The following is a 19,743-nucleotide window of genomic DNA, read 5'->3' on the forward strand; positions in this document are numbered from 1 at the left end:
TTCAGCACATGGATTTTGGCAAATGCGCAAACAATTTGCCGTGATTGGCAACCCAATTGAACAATCACGTTCTCCTGAACTGCATCATGCCTTTGCAGAAAAAACAGGCATTGACCTGCAATACAGCAAACGCCTTGCCCCTCTTGATGGTTTTAGAGACAGTGTTGCAGACTTTTTTAATCAGGGCGGTGTAGGCATGAATGTAACCGTGCCTTTTAAAGAGCAAGCATTTGCCCAATGTGGCGTATTAACTGAACGTGCCAAAATTGCCAAAGCAGTCAATACCTTGTGGATGCAAGATGGTGTTTTGCATGGCGACAATACCGATGGTCAGGGTTTGGTTGATGCCATTCGTGCTTTGGGCTGGAATTTAGAGCACAGTGATATTTTGATTATTGGCGCTGGTGGTGCAACCCGCGGGGTAATTTATCCGTTGGTACAAGCAGGCGCAAAAAAAATTGTGATTGCCAACCGCACCCTTGCCCGTGCTGAACAACTGGTTGCTGACCTACAAGCTGCCGTACCGCAAGCAGAATTACAAGCCATGGCACTTACCGATTTAACAGGTCAATTTGATTTAGCCATTAATGCGACGTCTGCCAGCTTAACGGGAGATGCCCTCACCTTGCCTGAGTGTTTGCAGTTTAATTTTGCTTATGAAATGGCTTATGGCAAACCTTCGAGCTTTTTAGAACAAGCCAAAGCGCGTGGCGTACCGACATCGGAAGGTTTTGGCATGCTGGTCGGACAGGCGATTGAATCTTTTTATATTTGGAATGGCGTGAAACCTGAATTAAAAGATTTCCTCTAAATCATCACCAAATAAAAATAGCCCTTGAGCAGCAAAGGGCTATTTTTTTATTTAAACTGGGCAATCTTGTTGAACGCTGATTGCCCATTTTTCACCCACGGTTTATTTTACAAATTTCTGCATATCTTCATACACATCCATATATAACTCATAATCAATCTGTTCAGCCTGATCTTCAGTTAAAGTGCGAATTGAATTTTGGCTCAATTTGCCCTGCTGACGATCAACATACGTCTGCCCCAAAATGTGTGCCGTTTTCTTTAAATTCTCCAAGTCAGGCACATCCCAATCATAAGCTGCTTCATAGGCTTTTAAATATTGCTGAGCAAATATCTGTTGTGGTTGCTTGTATTGCTGTTTCAGCTTACGCCATTCAAGTGCGACTTTATTTTCATCGACTGCATCTTCAGTCAAATTATTGATACGACGACCAATTGCATTATTAAATTGCTCATCTTCTTCTAAATGATGCTTGGCTTGTAAAGCTTCAATCCGTTTTAGCGCGGCACCTTTCGGGTCATAGTAGCGCTCATCACTGAACCAATAGGCATACACTTCTGCCATTTCCTGCAAGGTTTGTGGACTAAGATTTTTTACCCACGTACTTTGCTCTGCTGCCATGTGCACTAAAAATAAAGTCTGATAAGTCTGACTAAAAGATTCTGTTTGTTGATAGGTTTTTTGTGCCAACTGCGCTAATTCTTCATCATAACTTAAGGCGGGTTTTGCAGTGGTCTTATCTTTATTTTCTGCAGTTTCCTGCTCCAAGGTACGCCCTAAATTTGTCACCCATTTTTCTAAAATTGAGTCTTTACTGACTTCTTGAATGGATTTGGCTTGACGCAGCGCACTACGGTCAATTTTGCTGGCTTGCCCATAATTCGCAATGCTGACATCGTTATACACATGAATTGTGCCGTAATTTTCGCGTTTAAATTGCAGTGCATAATCAATTTTTGCAGCACGCCCCTGATCATCTAAAGCCACATCAATTTGCATCGGTGTTTTTTTATCTTTAGGTGTAGCATTCATAATCTGTTGAATTTCAGCCTGATGTTTTTGCCACAAAGCTGCGAAAGCAGCGGCATCGACCAATTGTTCCGAACGATATGGTTCAAAAACTTTAGCTAGCTTTTCTTGCGGTGAAGCAAAGTGCTCATCTAAAACCGATTGTGCCTGCTCAGCACGACTTGGGCTAAATGCTTCTAATTCATAGGCATAAGCACAGTAGGTTAAATCTCCAACTTTGGCTGTTTTTGCTGTTTCGATCAAACGCTGACAGTCTTGTTCGCTTAGCATACTTGCGGTGCTTGCTGAATCTTCAGCCTGCTCAGCCGCTGCCTGAACGGCTTGTTCAGCTGCGATCATGGCATCTTCACTGGCATCTGCTGAATAATCTGCCACATTACTCACTGTCGTTTCAGTTGCATAAAATTTCTGACTGACCAAATCACGTAAAGCAAGGGTGGCTTGATACGCCACAAAAGCCTCTTGGCTCATGCCATAATCTTCAGCAGTTTCATTGTGTTTCAAGTAGTCTTCAACACTTTCTTTGGCCGATGTATCTTGCGTAATTTCAGCTTGTTCAGCAGCATCTTCGGTTGTGGTCGCCTGCCCCAATACAGTCTGTTGCAAATACGGTGCATTGACCTGATCAAACATGGCAAGCTGCAGCAACATATCTTCCAAACTACTGTTCAAACGAATTTTTTCACTAATTTTTTGCTGACGGTCTTGTGCAGTTAAAGATAACTTTTGAATATGTTTAGAATCTGCCAATACATACGGCACCGCATTCATGGCTTTTAAGTATTCGGCAAATTGTGCCACTTTAATCCGCTCAAAATCGGCTTTGTATTTAGAAAAGTCGATATAGGCAAAGTCATTTTGACTGTCTTTATTCACCAAATAAGGCAACAAAGAAAAATAGTTGGTATAGAACTTATATTCATTAAAATCGACCACCATCGGTACTTTCATTTGCACCAAAAGTGTCGGTTTTTCATAGCGTGCTGCCACATTCAAAGCAGCAATTTTTTGCCGATAATGCACCGAGCCATCGTAGCTAAACTCAGTATCATTCAATACATTCAACAGAAAATTAAAAGGACTCGATTTTTCGATTGCCCCTGCAGCATAGGAAGCAGAGTTTTGTTCCTTAGCCATTGCCGTATATAAGTTTTGTTTTTCTTGTGTACTTAAACGGACTTTTTGCTGTTTTAAATACTGATCTAATTGCTTTTTAAGTACAGGATCAAGTGTGGTAGGAGCAATATCCGTTACTTTTGGTGTTGCTTCAACTAAATTGCTCTGTACCCGTAATTTGCCCTGAAAATCATAACTAGGTGTTTCAAAGATGGCATTTAACCCCGTAATTGCCTTTTGTTCTATACTTACCGTCTGATTGGAATTGGTCTTAATGACATGCTGCGAACAACCTGTAGCAGCTAAACTAAAAAGACATAAAGATAAATATTTTAATTGTATCTTCATTGCTAAACACCTTATATTCATTATAGATTGGTCTGTTCAAACGTACAGATTATGATACATTGTAACATAACACTTCATTCGTTTTTGTAAGGTGAATAATTTTCAGTATTCGCATTTCTGACATTTTTATTCGCTATTCTTATCAATGTTTTTTGATCATGAGTGTGAATAATCAACATATCGATACAGATAATCCAAAACTATTTCTAAATTAGGATTAAGACTATGCCAGCATATAAAGCCCCATTACACGATATTCGTTTCTTAATGAACGAAGTGCTTGATTACCCGACCCATTACAAAAATCTTTCTAACGGTGAACTTGCGGACGCAGATACAGTCGATATGATTTTGGAAGGTGCAGCAGATTTCTGTGAAAATGTACTTTCTCCACTCAATCAATCAGGCGATGAAGAAGGCTGTCATTTTGAAAATGGCAATGTGACCACACCGAAAGGCTTTAAAGAAGCCTATGACCAATTTGTGCAAGGTGGCTGGCAAGGTCTGTCTTACCCTGAACAATACGGCGGTCAAAACCTGCCAATGTCGCTAAACCTCATCAAATCTGAAATGATGGGTACAGCAAACTGGTCATTCCAAATGTATCCAGGTTTAAGCGTGGGTTGTATCAACACCATTATGCAATTTGGTACAGACGCGCAAAAAGATACCTATTTACCGCACTTGGTTGCAGGTACTTGGTCAGGCACCATGTGTTTGACTGAACCACAATGTGGTACCGACTTAGGTCAGGTAAAAACCAAAGCAGAACCACAAGCCGATGGTACGTATGCGATTTCAGGTACCAAAATCTTTATTTCTGCAGGCGAACATGACCTGACTGAAAACATCATTCATATTGTGTTAGCACGCCTCCCAGATGCGCCTGCAGGCACAAAAGGTATTTCATTATTTATCGTACCGAAATTCTTGCCAACCGCAGAAGGTACGGTGGGTGAGCGTAATCCTGTCACTTGTGGCTCTATTGAACACAAAATGGGGATTCGCGCGTCTGCAACTGCAGTCCTGAACTTTGACAATGCCGTGGGTTATTTGATTGGTGAACCAAACAAAGGCTTACATGCCATGTTTACCTTTATGAATACTGCACGTATTGGTACAGCAATTCAGGGGATTTGCCATGCAGAATTGGCATTCCAAGGTGCATTACCGTATGCCAAAGAACGTATGTCAATGCGTGCCCTTTCAGGTAAAAAAGACCCTGAAAAAGTAGCTGATGCAATCATTCACCACGCCGATGTACGTCGTATGCTCTTAACGCAAAAAGCCGTGGCAGAAGGTGGTCGTGCCATGATTTATCATGCTGCACAATTGGCAGATAAAATGAACGACGCTTTAATGCGTGGTGATACTGCAGCTTTTGAAGCGCATGATGACCATTTAGGTTTCTATACCCCAATCTTAAAAGGCTTCTTAACTGAAATGGGTTATGAAGCTGCCAACCACGGCATGCAAGTGTACGGCGGTCATGGCTATATTAAAGAATGGGGCATGGAGCAAATTGTACGTGACTCACGTATTTCAACACTTTACGAAGGTACCACTGGTGTTCAGGCACTCGATTTGATTGGTCGCAAAGTGTTGTTAAGCTCTAAGGGCAAAGTGATTCGTGACTACACCGCTGAAATTTTGAAATTCTGTGGTCAACATGCACGTAACAAATACATGCGTCGTTTTGCATGGGACTTAACCAAGCTATGTGCTCAATGGAACGCATTAACCGTGCGCATTATGTTGGCAGCTCGTAAAGACCGTGACATCGTATCCAGTGCTTCAGTGGACTTCTTGATGTTCTCTGGTTATGTCATGATGGCTTATTTCTGGGCGCAACAAGCGGCTGTGGCTTCGACCAAATTGGCTGAAGGCAATGGTCAGGAAACACCTGAGTTCTATAAAGCCAAAATCAAAGTTGCCGATTTCTACTTTGAGCGTTTATTGCCACGTACTCAAGGTCATGCAGAAGCAATGGTTAATCCATCTAAAACCATGACTGCATTAGCACCAGAATATTTTAGTTTTGACTACTAAAATATTCTAAGCAGATGTAAATCAAAAGAGCGCGTAATGCGCTCTTTTGGTGTGTACTTCAAAAAGTCAGTACTCGAATTTACACATCAATTAAAATTACTTTTAATGCGCTGTTGGAAAACCATGAAATACCCACTGAATCAGATATAAAATCAGAAAAATTAAAATCACTAGACATAAAATTTCTAATCGTTTCATTCAATTTACTTCTTAGTCTGGTCTTCTAGCAACATATAAATTAAATCCAGCTCAGGACAGACATATCCCATTGCGGTTAAAGCCGCGGTAATTTGCCCACGATGATGTGTTGCATGATTAAACACGTGCATTAAGGTTGCTGCATACGGCAAACTCATGGCAACACCAGTTGATGTTTTATAATGTAAGTCTTGATCAAAAAAATTAGTATCTACTTGTTTTAAAAAGTGAATCCAGTTTTCAGCTTTCTTTTCAAGCTGTTCAATAAGCTGTGTTCTATTGGTTTCAACGATATGATCTAATGGCAACATAGCAGAATTCTGCAAAGCAAAACGTGGAAACCATAAATAATGTTCACCGACTAGCAAATGATTGAGCGTGCCAAAAATACTTTTAAAATATAAGCCCTGATCCGAGAAAAAATCACCATCTGAAACAGATACCAAAGCATGTTTTAGTTTTTGAGTCGCCCATAAATTATAGTTCGCAAGTAACTCAAAGGTTTTTAAGTCCATTCAAATTTGTCCTATTTGAGTTCTTACCACAATCTGAAAAATATTGAATTTTATATTCTCCTACAAAAACGCTTCCAATACCGAGTTTAAAAACACATGCCCTTGCGCAGTACATGCCAATCGCTTCGGATCATCCTGCAACAATTGCCGCTGACGCAATGTATTTAAAATATCCTGCAAATCATCCAAGTTTAAACCTGTGCGGGCAGTATACAAGTTTGCCTCAACCCCATCATTCAGGCGCAGTGCATTCATCATAAATTCAAATGGCAACTCATCGGCTGCAATTGCTTTAAACTGCAAGTTTTCCGCAGGTACTTTGGCTAAGTAATCTTTCGGCAAACGGGTTTTTTGGAAGCGATACACACCATCATGCAAAGTCACTTTGCCATGCGCCCCCGCACCTATCGCCAAATAATCGCCAAACTGCCAATAATTTAAATTATGTGCAGACGGCAACTCTTTACGCCATGCAGACACTTCATAATTCACAAAACCTTGCGCAGTTAAATAGGCTTCACCCTGCGCTTGAATTTCTTCCAAGACATCATCTACAGGTAAAATTGGCTGAGTGCGGAAAAAAACAGTATTAGGCTCAATAGTCAATTGATACCATGAAATATGCGTTGCACCATGTTCCACTGCCAGTTTTAAATCCTGCAGTGCTTGCTGCAAAGTCTGTTCAGGCAAGCCATGCATTAAATCGACATTAATTCGCTGAAAGCCCGCTTCACGCGCCAAGCCAATTGCGGCAATCGCATCATCATTAGAATGAATACGCCCTAATTTTTTTAAATGCTCAGTATTAAAACTCTGCACGCCAATCGACAAACGGTTAATGCCTGCAGCCAAATAATCTGCAAAGGGATCATGCTCCACTGTTCCCGGATTAGCTTCCAACGTAATTTCGCAGTCATCTTCAAAAGCTAGCACGGCTTTCAGCTGTGTAAATAACCATTGATACCCCTGTGCTGAAATTAGCGAAGGTGTGCCACCGCCAATAAAAACACTGTGAATTTTCCGCCCCTGCGCAAACTGAGTCTGGGTTTTAAAATCTTCCAGCAAAGCCTGTAGATATTCCTGTTCTAAATCTAAACTCAACTTACCGTCAGGCACAGCATGTGAATTAAAATCACAATACGGACACTTACGCACGCACCACGGCATGTGAATATATAAAGATAAAGGAATATCAATGGGTTGAAGTGGATTCAAAGACAGACTCAATGCAAAATCAAAACAGTGATACAGATTTTAACATGACTACAGCAGGACACTGATGTATTCCCTAGAATTTGCTTTAGACTAGAATCTGTTTAATAAGAAAAAATGTGAAAATGATGAAGATATCCAGCCAATTACTCTTAATTTTGCCACTGGCGATGGGCATCGGGATTGCAATGGCCTTTCAAACTGCAATCAACAGCCAATTGCGTGAATATTTATATTCTCCGTTACAAGCTGCCCTTTTCTCTTTTTTGGTTGGTACAATAGTTTTAGCCATACTGGTATTTTTTCAGCAAGTCGAAAAACCCAACCTCAGCACCTTGCTCAACATCCCATGGTATTTATGGATTGGCGGATGTCTAGGGGTTTATGCCATCAGCATGAGTATTTATAGTGCTCCAAAACTAAGTTTACTCACTTTATCTGGGGTGATTATTTTTGGACAAATGGTCACATCAATGCTGATTGATTATTTTGGGTTCTTGGGCACTGATAAAGTCAGTATCAATTGGCAACGTCTTTTAGGTAGCGTGGTGATTTTTATTGGTGTGCTTCTCACTTTACAACGCTAATACCCAAACGCTAAGCACCTCATGCATTGAGATTTTTTGTGTCAAATATACATTCTGTGACCACGACCCGTTTTGAATTAAAACAGCTTTTTCAACTGATGATTCCAATTTTGGTCACACAATTTGCGCAAGCAGGTTTAGGTCTGATTGATACCATTATGGCAGGTCACATGTCTGCCACCGACTTGGCTGCTATTGCGGTGGGGGTCGGGTTATGGATGCCCATTATGCTGCTGTTTAGTGGCATTATGATTGCCACCACACCTTTGGTGGCAGAAGCCAAAGGGGCACGAACCCCTGAAAAAATTGCCACTATTGCCCGCCAGTCCTTATGGATTGCCTTTATTTTAGGCGTGATTGCAGGCCTGATTTTACAGTTCATGCCTGCTCTGCTGCCTGTGTTTGGTGTGCCTGAAAGTTTACAACCCAAAGCAGGTTTATTCTTACATGCCATTGGTTTTGGGATGCCTGCCGTAACCATGTATGCCGCCTTGCGCGGTTATTCTGAAGCATTGGGCTATCCACGTCCCGTCACGGTCATTAGCCTGCTGGCTTTGATCTTGTTGGTGCCTCTCAACTTTATGTTTATGTATGGCTGGGGGCCATTACCTGAATTAGGCAGTGCAGGCTGTGGTTTTGCCACCGCAATTTTACAATGGCTCATGTTATTTAGCTTAAGCCTGTATATTTTTAAAAGCAGCGCCTATCAAAGCACTCAGGTTTTTAGTCAATGGGAAGCGCTTGATGCAGTCTGGATCAAGCGCATTTTGCTGCTTGGCATGCCAATTGGTCTGGCAATTTTCTTTGAAGTCAGTATTTTCAGTACTGCTGCCATCGTCATTAGTCCTTTGGGTGAAACGACATTGGCTGCTCATCAAATTGCCATGTCCGTGACCTCACAACTGTTTATGATTCCCATGTCGTTGGCAATTGCTCTGACCATTCGCATTGGTACCTATTATGGCGAACAGAACATTCATGCCATGCGTAAAGTACAGGTATTGGGTTTTGCCACGGCCACCCTGTTTGCGTTTTCCACCATGGCACTGATGTGGTTTTTCCGCCCTGAAATTATTTCTATTTACAGCAATGACCCGCAAGTAGCGCAAGTCACTTTATATTTATTGTTGTTTGCCATTGCTTATCAGCTCATGGATGCTTGGCAAATCAGTGCGGCAGGTTGTTTGCGTGGCATGCAAGACACTCAGGGCCCAATGTGGATTACCATGCTTGCTTATTGGGTTGTGGCTTTCCCCATTGGCGTGTATTTAACTCGTTACAGCAGTATGGGCGCTGCAGGGGTTTGGGTCGGGCTGATTGTCGGTTTAAGCATTGCCTGTGTGTTACTTCTGACCCGTTTATATTTCAATAATCGACGACTGGAACGCCAATTTACAGCATAAACCTCAGCCTACTCACCTACATGCCAAAATACGTTTTGGCACGTGGGTCTTGTGATCAAAAAATACTTTAACAATTAAAAGTAGGCATTTTGCTCACGAACACTTATGATCAAAAGATAGTAAAGATGATCTTGAGGAACATCGCATGGCAAAAACGGCGCGTACACCTGGTCGTCGCTTTATGAAACTTGCGAGCATGACAGCAAGTATTGCAACCAAAACGGTATCGAACTCGATTAAAAACCTCACCGCAGATGAAGAACAAAAAAATGCGGCACGCAGCCAATTGTTTCAGGATATTGGTATCCAAATTGCTGATACCTTAGGCGAAATGAAAGGTGCGGTGATGAAAGTCGGGCAAATTGCCTCGCAATATAAAGATATTTTTCCGCCTGAAGTTGCCAAAGCCATCAGTAAATTACAGCGCCAAGCACCTGCTATGCCTTTTGCCGAAATTAAAGCACAAGTTGAAAAAGAACTCGGTAAACCACTCGATAAAATTTTTAAACACTTTGATGAAACACCATTTGCAGCCGCTTCGATCGGACAAGTGCATAAAGCCATTTTGCCCAATGGCGAACAAGTGGTGGTTAAAGTGCAATATCCAGGGGTGGATGAAGCCTGTGAAAGTGACCTAAAACAAGTCCGTTTAGCCTTACGCTTAATGGGCGTGTTAAAAATAGACCGTAAATTGCAAGACCGTCTGTTTCAGGAAATTCAGGAAAGTTTAGACAATGAACTGAATTATCAAATCGAAGCACAAAACCTAGAAGTAGCACGTACATTTCACGCGGCTTTGGATGATAAAATTATTATTCCACAGGTTTTCAAAGACTATTCTTCACGGCACATTTTAACCTTAAGTTTGGAACAGGGCGAAAGTATTGAAACCGCCAGTACATGGTCACAGCGCACCCGTAACACTTTGGGGCGACGCTTACTGCGTGCCATGGGCCAAGAAATCTTTTATTTAAAACGCTTCCATTGCGACCCGCATCCAGGCAATTTTGCCTTCCGTGAAGATGGTTCAGTCATTATTTACGACTACGGCGGTGTGAAAACTCTGTCGAGCGATGTAGTACATCATTTTAAACAACTGATTCATGCCGCACGTGCACAAGACATTGCCGAAATTGAACAGCATTTAGATGCACTGCAGGCAATTTCTGCATTGGGTAAATTCCCTGAAGATTTATATTTGCAATGGTTAGAAGTGCTGATGCGTCCGCTAACCACACATTATGATTTTGCTGAAAATTCTGCCCATCATGATGGCGTTGAGTTGGTCAAAAGTTCATTGAAATATTGGGATGTGTTTAAGCCTTCTCCCGATACCTTAATGGTGAATCGAACTGTTTCAGGGCATTATTGGAATTTAATTCATTTAAAAGTACATGATAATTTAAATGATATTTTTGAGGAGTTGGTTCCACCGCGAGCTTAGACTCAACTTTGGACTCAGCAAAGGATGCTGAAAATAAAGCCCAATCTGTTTTATGCTCCGTAACTAAAATTATAATCCAGACAAAAAATCCTCCCAAATGTAGGAGGATTTTTTGTTATCTAAACCGATTCATTCAAGTTGAAACGATGAAATTCAAATTATTGAATTTCAAGGTGTTTGATTAAGCATTCCAGATCATCGGCAGACAGTTGTCCAATATAAGTGAGTTGTGTTTTTTGGATAGGCAGCTGATATGTTTGTACTGTATCAATCCACGATGGCTTTTTTAAACCAGCCTGTTGCCAGTTTTTAATTTCCACATATTTGCTTTTAATAAAAGCAGACTTATTTTCGTACTGACTACTTAAACGGAATACAACATAGTCGGTGTCCGTTTGGCGAATATACAACACAGGTCTGGTCTTACCATCGGCAATATCTGTAAAGCCAACATAAGCCCAATAGAGTTGTTGGGTCATTAGTAGCCGCCATCATCTTCTAAAAAAGCAGCAGTATCCGCAGCGCTAGACACTTTTACACTAGGAACATTATGGCTCATCGCGATTAATCTTGCTGTATTCAAATCCTCGTCACTCACCTGAGTCGTGACAGGTATTTTGCCAGTTCGTGCAATTTCAGCATAAACCATGCTCATTACAGTAGCAGGCGTCAGACCAACTTTTGTCATAATGTATTCTGCTGATTCCATAATTGCCTGATCAACCGTGTATTGAACCCGTTTTTTTACCAATGTTGTCATCATATGCTCCATTTACACCACTAAATGCCATTTTATGCCTCAAAATAGCACGGGTCAAACTTGTTCTTACGATGCCTTTTCACTTCAAATAGAAAAAATTATTTAATCTGTGCAGACACTATTCCCTCAATGAAAGCCCTTATACAACGGGTTTAGAAAAAGATTGGATAATTTTTATGTAAAACTCACTAGAAAGAATGCATGTGGGTTTTATTTGCCAAATTAATTGTTATGTTATAACATTTCACAAATTACACATTTAGTTTGGAGAAATCTCATGCGTCCAAATATCCACCCTGAATATCGTGAAGTTTTATTCCACGACACCAACGCCAATGCCTATTTTGTGATTGGCAGCACCTTGCAAAGCAGCCAAAGTAAAGAATATGAAGGCAAGGTATATCCTTATGTGACTTTGGATATTTCAAGCGCATCGCATCCGTTCTACACAGGTGAACAACGTCAAACCAGTAATGAAGGACGTGTCGCGAGCTTCAACAAACGCTTTGCACGTTTCAAACGCTAAGCTTGAGTTTTATTGCAAAATCTCACAATCACTTCATATTCAGTTAAGTTTTCTGTTTTATATTTTAAACATAGCAAGATTGCTCATCGAAACGATGGGATATCCTCTATCTTCAAAGCCCAAGCACTCTCCTCCAGCTTGGGCTTCTTTTTATTTATAATTTTTATCTAATGGATTTTTCTACTCAACGATTGATTTGGTACAGACCCTAATCTAATGTTTTAAAAACTGTTGAATCACATAAAAGCCCAATCCCAGCAACATCACTCCCAAAACCACACTGGAAAGCGCATAACTAAACGCCATACCTTGCTGTCCATGTCTTAAGAGTTGCCAAGTTTCTAAACTAAAACTGGAAAAAGTGGTAAAGCCACCTAAAATACCTACCATCAGTAATAAGCGGGCTTCCTGCTGCAACACAGGATATTTCTGACTCAATCCAAAAAATACACCTGCCAAAAAGCAGCCAAACAGATTGACCGACCACGTTGCCCATGGAAAATGCTGTGCCGATTTAAATAAATACAGGCTTGCGGCATAACGTAAACTTGCCCCCAATGCACCACCAATTGCCACCAATAGCCAATTCATCTGTTCTACTGTCCTTTTTGCGGCTATGTCGTGTATTTCTCACAGCCATAATTTTTAGTCACATGTGATCTCTCTCTGTATTTCAAGATATTCTTGCCCGAAGCATCCATATCTTTGCTCAGATTTTACATCTTCCTAAATCACATAAGTTAAATACACGAAAAAGTTTTCCACTCAAAACCAAATTGCGCTAGTCTGCATATTATTTCAATTTAGGCACATGTGGAGGATGTCATGGCAAAAGAATTATTGGCTCAAGTTGAGGCAGGCAGTGCAACATTTGCCGATGTGATTGCATTCATTGAAGCACACTATAACCACACCCCAACCGCATTTAAAAATGGACAACAAAACAATGCGGCCACTGAAAATCAGGGCAGCGCCAAAGTGTTTTCTTTTGCTCAGTTAAAAGGTTTAGATCAGGCACAAACCCTCAGTTTGTTTGCAGAACACTATGCCTCGGTACGTGCAAACCCGACAAGCAGTGACCACCAAAATATTCGCCAGTTTATGCAACATGGTTGGGATGGCATCCAATTTGAAGGACAAGCACTCAGCGCCAAATAATTTTTAGTATTTTAGTTTTAAATTTAGATAGGAAAGCCGTGCGATACTGATTATAAACAGCCTCACACGGCTTTTTATTTTAAGAAAATTATAGATTTTTTGCTGCTAAATCTCACAACAATTCGAGCTGTTTAGCATAATCAAACATATCAAGAAATACGCACCCGACATTGCCATTCTTGTATTGCGGTTTTTTCCCATGCACGGGCATGTTTCACGTGGAGCAATTCCTGACCAGCCTTGACTGCCTGAAAATAAAATATTTTTTGTCCACCTTGCCCTACTTGAGCAGAAGATGAAGCTTCAGCAGTATGATAAATACTTTCTACATCAAATAGCTTCAGTGACTCTACCAAACTCCATTGATAGCCTGTACTTGGGTTTTCATTCAGTTGTAATTCTAAAGTTTGTCCGACATCCATCTCTAACAATGCGGGACATTGCTGCTGCGCTGTAAATTTAAAAGTTTGCCCATCAATGCTTGAATTCATACCTGTGCATGCGCTTAAGCCCAATGCCACAACACATCCACTCAAACCCATGCGCAAATAGCAATTCATCACCCTGTCCTAACTTTTAACCTTTTCAATCCACTGAATTGAACTGACGCGAAATACTTCGCACGCACCATCCCCCGTATCGGTAGGGGTAAGCGATGACGTCCAAACCAAGTCCTGATCTTTCACCTCAACCAACTCACCTTTTAAACGCACCAAATCACCACGTTTTACTTTTTGAATGTCTTTGGCAATTTTTGGGTTGGCAGGAATGATGTGCATATTAGATACCATTTGCATGGCTTGTTCTGCAGGCACAGGTAAACGGTCTATTTTCCAGTTTAAATAGCGGTCATATTGATTGACCGTGATATGACGGGCAATTTCAGGCTCAGCAAACAAGCCCCAACTCACCGCATAATCAATCGGAGAAAATTTGGCTTGGGCATCATCTTGATAGGTTTTTGAACCCAAAATCCGAAAATCACCTTTAAAGGGTTGCAACACTTCAATCGACTGACTTTTCAATACAGGAGGCAGACCTTTGGCAATATTACGCTCGACTGAGGCATAGACAGAACATGGCAAAGCCAAAGTCATTAACAATGCCATAAGTTTTAGCGAAATATGTGTGTTCATTCTAAAGTCTACCTAACAAATTCATCTATCTATATTTATCTTAATCACAGATTATGAATACAATAGTTGAAATTGGTAACAAAATGCATTCATTCGCTTATTCTGGCATGACCAAAAACCTGTAATTTCAGCTAAGCTTAGGGTCATAAAATCCATAATCAGATCTGCACATGCTCTTTGACATCCTCCTCGACCTAAAGGACGGAGATTCCTACTGCTAGACGCTCATGTCCGAGCGCAAGAATATTCAGTGCGGAATTTACATCCCGATCATGGAGCGTACCGCACTCCACACACTGCCACTCTCTTATTCCTAAACCTGCTCTACCTTTCGGACTACTAGAGCGTGAGCCACAGCACGAACAAATTTGGGTGGTATAGGCTTCATTGACTTCTTCATAACATACCCCTGCGTTCTCGCATTTATACTTGAGCATGGTTCTTAGTGTTGTCCAACTGGCATCTAGCACAGACTTGGCTAGTTTGGTCTGCGCTAATGCTTTGGCATTCACATTGCCAACGAAGATGGCTGCATGTTCATTAACCAATTTTCGGCTGAATTGATGCAGCATGTTTTGTCTTACATTTTTAATCTTGACATGGATGGCTGTGACACGTTTCTTATTTTTTGCACGTTGAGCAATACCAAGTTTTCGCTCATATTGCCGATAGATTTGAGGGGCTTTAAGTTTTACGCCATCTGAACAAGTCGCTAAATCTTTTAAACCTAGATCAATACCTATGGCTTTGCTTGACGTTGGCTTAGCTTGCTTTGGTGAATCTATAACAAGACAAACATACCAACGTCCACGACTATCTTCTACGAATGTGCCTGTTTTGATATTGTATTGACTTAATCCGTAACTATCCCATAGTTTAAATTGATGTTTACCATATTGAACATAGCCATCAGCATATTTGATTGCAACCTTTTTAAACGGTATCCAACCCAGTGAACGTCTAGCTGATTTTTTATTACTGACACGCCATTTTAGTTTTGCTTTTTTGAACTGCTTGCGTCTTGTGACCAATTCTTCTGTCACTGCCTGAATAGTTTGACTGTGCAAGTTGCATTCTTTCGATGTGCCTTTCGTGTATTTTGCAAGGTCGTATGCTGAAAAGAATTGTTGTTTACGTTGTAGATGCTTAAAACACAAATCATTGACATAATTCCAGACAAAATTTACTTCGGATGCTAACTGATTTAGCACCTTGCAATGTTTGTCTTTTATGCGTAATTTGAGTGTCTTCATCCAATTATTTTAACAGTATTTTTCTTAATAGTGACTATAGCACAAGTATTTAAAAAGACATTTCGTGTCGTTCATATGATTTACTCCAGTCGCTTATATCCTCGTGCTGAACCACGAGGTTTTTCGCTCCAGTGGATAAATTTTTTCAAAAACATATTTTTCCGCACTTGCTGAATCAAGTCATGCAAACCCCATCCTTAATGGATTTGCGACGAGAGCTTTTATTGAGCGTATCGGGAGAAGTTTTGGAAATTGGCTTTGGCACAGGTTTAAATTTACCTTTTTATCAGGGTGTAGATACCGTGTATGCATTAGAACCCAATACAGTAATTTTCCAATTTGCGCAGGAACCAATTGATGCAACACCGTTCGTGGTTGAGCAGATCACCGCAAGCGCAGAACAATTGCCTTTTGCAAGTAATCAATTGCAGCATGTGGTGTCCACGTGGATTGTGCAGTATTCCAGACCTAGAACAAAGCCTACGAGAGATTTATCGCGTCTTACAACCGGGCGGCACTTTGCACCTCGTAGAACACGTTTTAAATCGACAAAACTTAAATATTCAGCGTTTGCAACATCTGCTCACACCAATTCAAAAGAAAGTTGCAGATGGCTGTCACTTAAACCGTGACATTGAAATTGCCCTACTCGAAACTGGTTTTGAATTGGGTGAAGTCCAATATATTGATATTGCAGGCATTCCAAGTCTTGCACAGCGCATGTTATTGGCGCGAGTACATAAACCTCTTTAATCACAATCCTCAAAATCAATCCGAATGGTTTCAAAACGCAGTCTGCCCTGCTGAATGGCCTGCGCAATTGCTTGCTGACCTTTGGTCAAACGTGCGCCACCACTTTTAATATCAATTAGGACGATTGCAATATCTTCAGCATGCCCATTGCCATCCCGATAATCGGTATAGCCATCAAACACGATATAATCAACAGGATCACCTAAAAATTTGGCATCGCTCGGTAAATACTGAAATTCGGGCATAATCGGTGCTAATTGCTCTGCCATTTTGCCTTTCAGTACCGCACGACTGGTATTTACACTGCGCTTTTGTGCCTGCAATAATGCCTGCTGATGTGACAGTTCAATTTCTGCAATATATTGTTCATACTCGGCTTTAATCCGTCCATTGCGGCTATTGCTTAAAATTAAGGTGGTCAGCACCACGCCTATACAGGCACCAATCAGCATCGCCATCCAGATTGACATAAAACCTTCCTAAACCTTTTTTGCAGAACTCGATACGACTTTTGTCAACTGTCATATTCCGAGCACAAAACAATGATATGCTAGGGATGAGCAGATTAAAATCGATTCGAGGGTCATGAAAACTATATTAATTGCCAACCAAAAAGGTGGCTGTGGAAAAACCATTACGGCTATTAGTTTAGCATCTGCGCTTGCACAAAAAGGCTATAAAGTTGCTTTGGCGGATGCCGACAATCAAAAATCTGCGCTGCAATGGTTAAAACAACGACCAGAAACAGCCGCTCCAATTCAAAGTTTAGATTGGCGTCATGAAAAGTCGATTGGCGATGCACCCAAAAACATTGAATATTTAATTATTGATGCACCTGGTGCGTTATCGGGTGAGCATGCCGAGCAGCTGATTAGCGAAGCACATGCCATTATCACACCTCTACAGCCTTCATTTTTTGACATTGACTCCACCCGTCGCTTCTTAAAACACTTACAAGACATTAAGCGGATTCGTAAAGGCAAAGTCCAAATTTTGCTGTTGGCCAATCGGGTCAAACCCAACTCTGCCAGCTCTAAAGATATTCAGGATTTTTTCCAGAAAATCGAGCAACAGCCTGTGGCATGGATTTCAGAACGTGCAGCCTATGGACAATTGGCAATGCAAGGTTTAAGTATTTTTGATAAAACCCAAAAAACTTATCTGCAAATGCAAGATCAATGGCAGCCTGTACTGAATGCCATTGTAGATGACCCTGCTCAATGGTTTTAAAGCCTAGAATCGCCACCGTTTAGAACTTATTCACCAGAACTTACCAAGCTCTCGTTTTCGGGAGCTTTTTTTTCAGTTAATATGGCACATGACCTTAGGAATGTTTCAGTGAATTCAGTGCAACAGTACGCGCCAACATTACAAAAAATTTTATTGTTTGGACTGTTTTTTGTCCTGATCTTTTTGGGTTTTCACATACTCAAATATTTTATTGTTCCTGTTGTTTGGGCAGCAATCATTGCCTATATGAGCTGGCCACTATATCAGTCGGTGCTACGTTTATGCGGTCATCGTCCTACGCTTAGCGCAGCCTTAATGATGCTGATGGTCACGTTGGTGGTCGGCATTCCACTCACCTTTGCCATTTTTATTCTGCAACATGAAGGTCGTAATTTATATTACGAATTACAAAAACAGGTCTTTTCTGGGCACTTAAATGTCCCTGATTTCATTCGTAATTTACCCATTATTGGTAAAGAAGTGACGCGTACCCTTAAAGAAATTAATCACGACCCGAACAGCATTGTGCAATCCATTTCCTTATGGATTCAAGGGCATTTGAATTACGGTAAAGTGGTGATTAATGAAGTCAGCAAAAACCTGATCAAACTGGGTTTTGCCCTGCTGTCATTATTCTTTTTCTACCGCGATGGTCACACCATCTTGCATCAAGTCAGCAAAGCACTAGAAATGGTGATTGGGCCACGTATTCATCACTATTTAGATACTATTTCTGAAACCACACGTGCTGTGGTTTATGGCGTTGGACTCACTGCAATTGCGCAGGCTTTACTCGCAGGCGTGAGCTATTTTGTCGCTGGGGTACCTAACCCAATGGTGCTAACCATTGTGACTTTCTTATTTGCCTTAATTCCGTTTGGCCCACCTTTAGCTTATGGTTCGGTTTCGCTGTGGTTATTTAGCCAAGGGCATACCATGGAAGCCATTGGTGTGATGGCATGGGGCGTATGTGTGGTCAGCACTGCCGATAACGTGATTCGTCCTTTGGTGATTTCAGGTGCAACTCAAATTCCATTCCTGTTAATCATGTTTGGAGTTTTAGGTGGAATTGCCAGTTTTGGTCTAATTGGTCTATTTATTGGCCCTGTGATTTTGGCCGTGTTACTGGCCATTTGGCGTGAATGGTTGCATGAAAACAACCAGCCCGAAGCTTTAATGTTGCCCAAAGCCACGCTTGCGCATGATCTCCCTGAAGACGATTCATCATCCAATTCAAAGCTTGATTAAGCTGTTTTACTGATCATATTGCTCACATGGCTGTGTTGATCTGAATAAATCAGCTCAACACAGTACATACATACTACTACGCAAACGTTGTATTGTAACGGAGCTAACTTTGCTTCAATCAAGACATCCCTAAATATTATGCACAACAAACAGGATGTCTTTTATGCGCTCAATACTCCAATTTGCCAGTCTTGCTGCTTTTAGTGGTCTAGTACTCATGGGTTGCAGCACCACCGCGACCACACAACAAAAATCTAAAATCTTAAAAATGCATGCTGTTTCAGCACAAGGGATTGGCAAGGAATTAGGTACGGTTGAACTGCGTGACAGTGCAGCAGGCTTAGTTATTCACACCCAACTCCAACAACTCCCTGCAGGGGAACGAGGTTTTCATATCCATGAAAAAGGTTCATGTGCAGCAGCAGAAAAAGATGGAAAAATGGTTGCTGCTTTGGCAGCGGGCGGACATTTTAATCCCAAAAATATCCCGAATCATGGTACACCGCTTACAGGACATTTAGGGGACTTACCGGCTTTAAGTGTTGCAAACGACGGAACAGCTAAAGTGACTGTGATTGCACCCCGTTTAACATTGGCACAAGTTGAAGGGTTGGCCTTGATGATTCATGCAGGCGGTGATAACTATGCCGACCATCCAAAACCATTGGGCGGCGGCGGTGAGCGAATTGCCTGTGGGATTATTTAAGCGAGCATGATGCATTTTCAATAAAACATTTATTACCAATTGTGGATAAGTTAAGGGTTATACACATGCCTTTCGACTTATCCGCAAAAAGTAAAATTTATCTTTTTGAGGATTATTCTCAAACGACGCTCAATGCAGGTCTTCTTGCTTTATATCGGTCGTCTTTCATAACCACACTTACTCGTTTTTGAATAACTTGCTACTAATTTGCAAAAAATTAGCTCAATTTTGCAGCCATCGTATCTAGCTCATCAATGTGCA

The 19,743-nt window shown here is 41.2% G+C and carries 20 protein-coding genes and 1 pseudogene; 11 read left to right on the forward strand and 10 right to left on the reverse strand.

Annotated features, from left to right (window positions below):
• Positions 1 to 22: 22 nt before the first annotated feature.
• On the forward strand, positions 23 to 811 hold the full coding sequence (gene aroE / locus FTT91_RS03715; RefSeq protein ID WP_104852603.1) for a shikimate dehydrogenase: 789 nt from the start codon (positions 23 to 25) through the stop codon (positions 809 to 811).
• Between the two features lie 102 nt (positions 812 to 913).
• Here the strand turns inward: aroE and FTT91_RS03720 are convergent, their stop codons facing one another.
• Positions 914 to 3,304 (reverse strand): hypothetical protein, encoded by a 2,391-nt coding sequence (locus FTT91_RS03720; RefSeq protein ID WP_180168994.1) that lies wholly within the window; start codon positions 3,302 to 3,304, stop codon positions 914 to 916.
• Positions 3,305 to 3,529: 225 nt separating this feature from the next.
• Between FTT91_RS03720 and FTT91_RS03725 the strand changes: the two genes are divergently transcribed.
• Positions 3,530 to 5,353, forward strand: coding sequence for an acyl-CoA dehydrogenase C-terminal domain-containing protein (locus FTT91_RS03725; protein ID WP_180062522.1), 1,824 nt, complete (start codon positions 3,530 to 3,532; stop codon positions 5,351 to 5,353).
• A gap of 203 nt (positions 5,354 to 5,556) precedes the next feature.
• Here FTT91_RS03725 and FTT91_RS03730 read toward each other — a convergent pair whose 3' ends face one another.
• Positions 5,557 to 6,066 (reverse strand): DinB family protein, encoded by a 510-nt coding sequence (locus FTT91_RS03730; RefSeq protein WP_180168995.1) that lies wholly within the window; start codon positions 6,064 to 6,066, stop codon positions 5,557 to 5,559.
• A 60-nt stretch (positions 6,067 to 6,126) separates the two neighbouring features.
• A complete protein-coding gene (gene hemW / locus FTT91_RS03735) occupies positions 6,127 to 7,281 on the reverse strand; it encodes a radical SAM family heme chaperone HemW (RefSeq protein WP_131260602.1) in 1,155 nt (384 codons plus the stop codon).
• Positions 7,282 to 7,403: 122 nt separating this feature from the next.
• Between hemW and FTT91_RS03740 the strand changes: the two genes are divergently transcribed.
• The 3 genes from FTT91_RS03740 to FTT91_RS03750 all read left to right on the forward strand — a co-directional run bounded on the left by FTT91_RS03740 (position 7,404) and on the right by FTT91_RS03750 (position 10,712).
• Positions 7,404 to 7,865: a DMT family transporter gene (locus FTT91_RS03740; RefSeq protein WP_180168996.1), complete on the forward strand. Its 462-nt coding sequence runs from the start codon at positions 7,404 to 7,406 to the stop codon at positions 7,863 to 7,865.
• Positions 7,866 to 7,903: 38 nt separating this feature from the next.
• On the forward strand, positions 7,904 to 9,268 hold the full coding sequence (locus tag FTT91_RS03745) for an MATE family efflux transporter (RefSeq protein WP_373686099.1): 1,365 nt from the start codon (positions 7,904 to 7,906) through the stop codon (positions 9,266 to 9,268).
• A 145-nt stretch (positions 9,269 to 9,413) separates the two neighbouring features.
• Positions 9,414 to 10,712 carry an AarF/ABC1/UbiB kinase family protein gene (locus FTT91_RS03750; protein ID WP_180168997.1) on the forward strand — a complete coding sequence of 433 codons (1,299 nt, stop codon included), beginning with the start codon at positions 9,414 to 9,416 and terminating at the stop codon, positions 10,710 to 10,712.
• A 158-nt stretch (positions 10,713 to 10,870) separates the two neighbouring features.
• Here the strand turns inward: FTT91_RS03750 and FTT91_RS03755 are convergent, their stop codons facing one another.
• Together FTT91_RS03755 and FTT91_RS03760 are read right to left on the reverse strand one after the other, a co-directional pair.
• Positions 10,871 to 11,191 carry a type II toxin-antitoxin system PemK/MazF family toxin gene (locus tag FTT91_RS03755; protein WP_004974601.1) on the reverse strand — a complete coding sequence of 107 codons (321 nt, stop codon included), beginning with the start codon at positions 11,189 to 11,191 and terminating at the stop codon, positions 10,871 to 10,873.
• Positions 11,191 to 11,472 carry a type II toxin-antitoxin system RelB/DinJ family antitoxin gene (locus FTT91_RS03760; protein WP_136144463.1) on the reverse strand — a complete coding sequence of 94 codons (282 nt, stop codon included), beginning with the start codon at positions 11,470 to 11,472 and terminating at the stop codon, positions 11,191 to 11,193. Before FTT91_RS03760 ends, FTT91_RS03755 begins: the two co-directional genes overlap by 1 nt.
• Positions 11,473 to 11,749: 277 nt before the next feature.
• On the opposite strand from FTT91_RS03760, the gene FTT91_RS03765 reads away from it, so the two are divergent.
• Complete coding sequence (locus FTT91_RS03765) at positions 11,750 to 11,998, forward strand: type B 50S ribosomal protein L31 (protein ID WP_004974599.1); 249 nt, start codon at positions 11,750 to 11,752, stop codon at positions 11,996 to 11,998.
• Between the two features lie 213 nt (positions 11,999 to 12,211).
• Here FTT91_RS03765 and crcB read toward each other — a convergent pair whose 3' ends face one another.
• Entirely contained in the window at positions 12,212 to 12,589 is a 378-nt protein-coding gene (gene crcB, locus FTT91_RS03770) for a fluoride efflux transporter CrcB (protein WP_180095348.1), read from the reverse strand.
• Between the two features lie 234 nt (positions 12,590 to 12,823).
• On the opposite strand from crcB, the gene FTT91_RS03775 reads away from it, so the two are divergent.
• Positions 12,824 to 13,156: a HopJ type III effector protein gene (locus tag FTT91_RS03775; protein ID WP_136144551.1), complete on the forward strand. Its 333-nt coding sequence runs from the start codon at positions 12,824 to 12,826 to the stop codon at positions 13,154 to 13,156.
• A gap of 149 nt (positions 13,157 to 13,305) precedes the next feature.
• Here the strand turns inward: FTT91_RS03775 and FTT91_RS03780 are convergent, their stop codons facing one another.
• The 3 genes from FTT91_RS03780 to FTT91_RS03790 form a co-directional block, all read right to left on the reverse strand.
• Positions 13,306 to 13,716 carry a protease inhibitor I42 family protein gene (locus tag FTT91_RS03780; RefSeq protein WP_136144550.1) on the reverse strand — a complete coding sequence of 137 codons (411 nt, stop codon included), beginning with the start codon at positions 13,714 to 13,716 and terminating at the stop codon, positions 13,306 to 13,308.
• Positions 13,717 to 13,725: 9 nt separating this feature from the next.
• Complete coding sequence (locus FTT91_RS03785; protein WP_373683431.1) at positions 13,726 to 14,265, reverse strand: hypothetical protein; 540 nt, start codon at positions 14,263 to 14,265, stop codon at positions 13,726 to 13,728.
• A gap of 221 nt (positions 14,266 to 14,486) precedes the next feature.
• Complete coding sequence (locus FTT91_RS03790; protein ID WP_179989852.1) at positions 14,487 to 15,545, reverse strand: RNA-guided endonuclease TnpB family protein; 1,059 nt, start codon at positions 15,543 to 15,545, stop codon at positions 14,487 to 14,489.
• 182 nt (positions 15,546 to 15,727) lie between these two features.
• Here FTT91_RS03790 and FTT91_RS03795 point away from each other — a divergent pair.
• Positions 15,728 to 16,298, forward strand: a pseudogene (locus FTT91_RS03795) (class I SAM-dependent methyltransferase).
• On the opposite strand, the gene FTT91_RS03800 reads toward FTT91_RS03795, so the two are convergent.
• Positions 16,295 to 16,768: a Holliday junction resolvase-like protein gene (locus FTT91_RS03800; protein WP_004974557.1), complete on the reverse strand. Its 474-nt coding sequence runs from the start codon at positions 16,766 to 16,768 to the stop codon at positions 16,295 to 16,297. The pseudogene FTT91_RS03795 and the gene FTT91_RS03800 sit on opposite strands and share 4 nt — an antisense overlap.
• Positions 16,769 to 16,883: 115 nt before the next feature.
• Here FTT91_RS03800 and FTT91_RS03805 point away from each other — a divergent pair, with 115 nt between their 5' ends.
• The 3 genes from FTT91_RS03805 (at position 16,884) to sodC (ending at position 19,482) form a co-directional block, all read left to right on the forward strand.
• On the forward strand, positions 16,884 to 17,528 hold the full coding sequence (locus tag FTT91_RS03805; protein WP_004974554.1) for a ParA family protein: 645 nt from the start codon (positions 16,884 to 16,886) through the stop codon (positions 17,526 to 17,528).
• A 108-nt stretch (positions 17,529 to 17,636) separates the two neighbouring features.
• The gene (locus tag FTT91_RS03810) at positions 17,637 to 18,776 is read left to right on the forward strand and encodes an AI-2E family transporter (protein WP_131260611.1); all 1,140 of its coding nucleotides are present in this window, start codon (positions 17,637 to 17,639) and stop codon (positions 18,774 to 18,776) included.
• Positions 18,777 to 18,993: 217 nt separating this feature from the next.
• Positions 18,994 to 19,482 (forward strand): superoxide dismutase [Cu-Zn] SodC, encoded by a 489-nt coding sequence (sodC, locus tag FTT91_RS03815; RefSeq protein WP_249399394.1) that lies wholly within the window; start codon positions 18,994 to 18,996, stop codon positions 19,480 to 19,482.
• Positions 19,483 to 19,743: the final 261 nt, after the last annotated feature.

It is taken from the genome of Acinetobacter sp. YH12021, from assembly GCF_013420145.1.
GTDB classification, from domain to species: domain Bacteria; phylum Pseudomonadota; class Gammaproteobacteria; order Pseudomonadales; family Moraxellaceae; genus Acinetobacter; species Acinetobacter towneri.

Excerpts from the sequence above, each read along its gene's own strand:
- FTT91_RS03760 (WP_136144463.1), bottom strand. The coding sequence starts at position 11,472 with ATGACAACATTGGTAAAAAAACGGGTTCAATACACGGTTGATCAGGCA.
- aroE (WP_104852603.1), top strand. The coding sequence starts at position 23 with ATGCGCAAACAATTTGCCGTGATTGGCAACCCAATTGAACAATCACGT.
- FTT91_RS03755 (WP_004974601.1), bottom strand. The coding sequence starts at position 11,191 with ATGACCCAACAACTCTATTGGGCTTATGTTGGCTTTACAGATATTGCC.
- crcB (WP_180095348.1), bottom strand. The coding sequence starts at position 12,589 with ATGAATTGGCTATTGGTGGCAATTGGTGGTGCATTGGGGGCAAGTTTA.
- FTT91_RS03790 (WP_179989852.1), bottom strand. The coding sequence starts at position 15,545 with ATGAAGACACTCAAATTACGCATAAAAGACAAACATTGCAAGGTGCTA.
- FTT91_RS03720 (WP_180168994.1), bottom strand. The coding sequence starts at position 3,304 with ATGAAGATACAATTAAAATATTTATCTTTATGTCTTTTTAGTTTAGCT.
- FTT91_RS03765 (WP_004974599.1), top strand. The coding sequence starts at position 11,750 with ATGCGTCCAAATATCCACCCTGAATATCGTGAAGTTTTATTCCACGAC.
- FTT91_RS03800 (WP_004974557.1), bottom strand. The coding sequence starts at position 16,768 with ATGTCAATCTGGATGGCGATGCTGATTGGTGCCTGTATAGGCGTGGTG.
- FTT91_RS03750 (WP_180168997.1), top strand. The coding sequence starts at position 9,414 with ATGGCAAAAACGGCGCGTACACCTGGTCGTCGCTTTATGAAACTTGCG.
- FTT91_RS03805 (WP_004974554.1), top strand. The coding sequence starts at position 16,884 with ATGAAAACTATATTAATTGCCAACCAAAAAGGTGGCTGTGGAAAAACC.
- FTT91_RS03725 (WP_180062522.1), top strand. The coding sequence starts at position 3,530 with ATGCCAGCATATAAAGCCCCATTACACGATATTCGTTTCTTAATGAAC.
- FTT91_RS03730 (WP_180168995.1), bottom strand. The coding sequence starts at position 6,066 with ATGGACTTAAAAACCTTTGAGTTACTTGCGAACTATAATTTATGGGCG.
- FTT91_RS03775 (WP_136144551.1), top strand. The coding sequence starts at position 12,824 with ATGGCAAAAGAATTATTGGCTCAAGTTGAGGCAGGCAGTGCAACATTT.
- FTT91_RS03780 (WP_136144550.1), bottom strand. The coding sequence starts at position 13,716 with ATGAATTGCTATTTGCGCATGGGTTTGAGTGGATGTGTTGTGGCATTG.
- FTT91_RS03785 (WP_373683431.1), bottom strand. The coding sequence starts at position 14,265 with ATGGCATTGTTAATGACTTTGGCTTTGCCATGTTCTGTCTATGCCTCA.
- FTT91_RS03740 (WP_180168996.1), top strand. The coding sequence starts at position 7,404 with ATGATGAAGATATCCAGCCAATTACTCTTAATTTTGCCACTGGCGATG.
- sodC (WP_249399394.1), top strand. The coding sequence starts at position 18,994 with ATGGGTTGCAGCACCACCGCGACCACACAACAAAAATCTAAAATCTTA.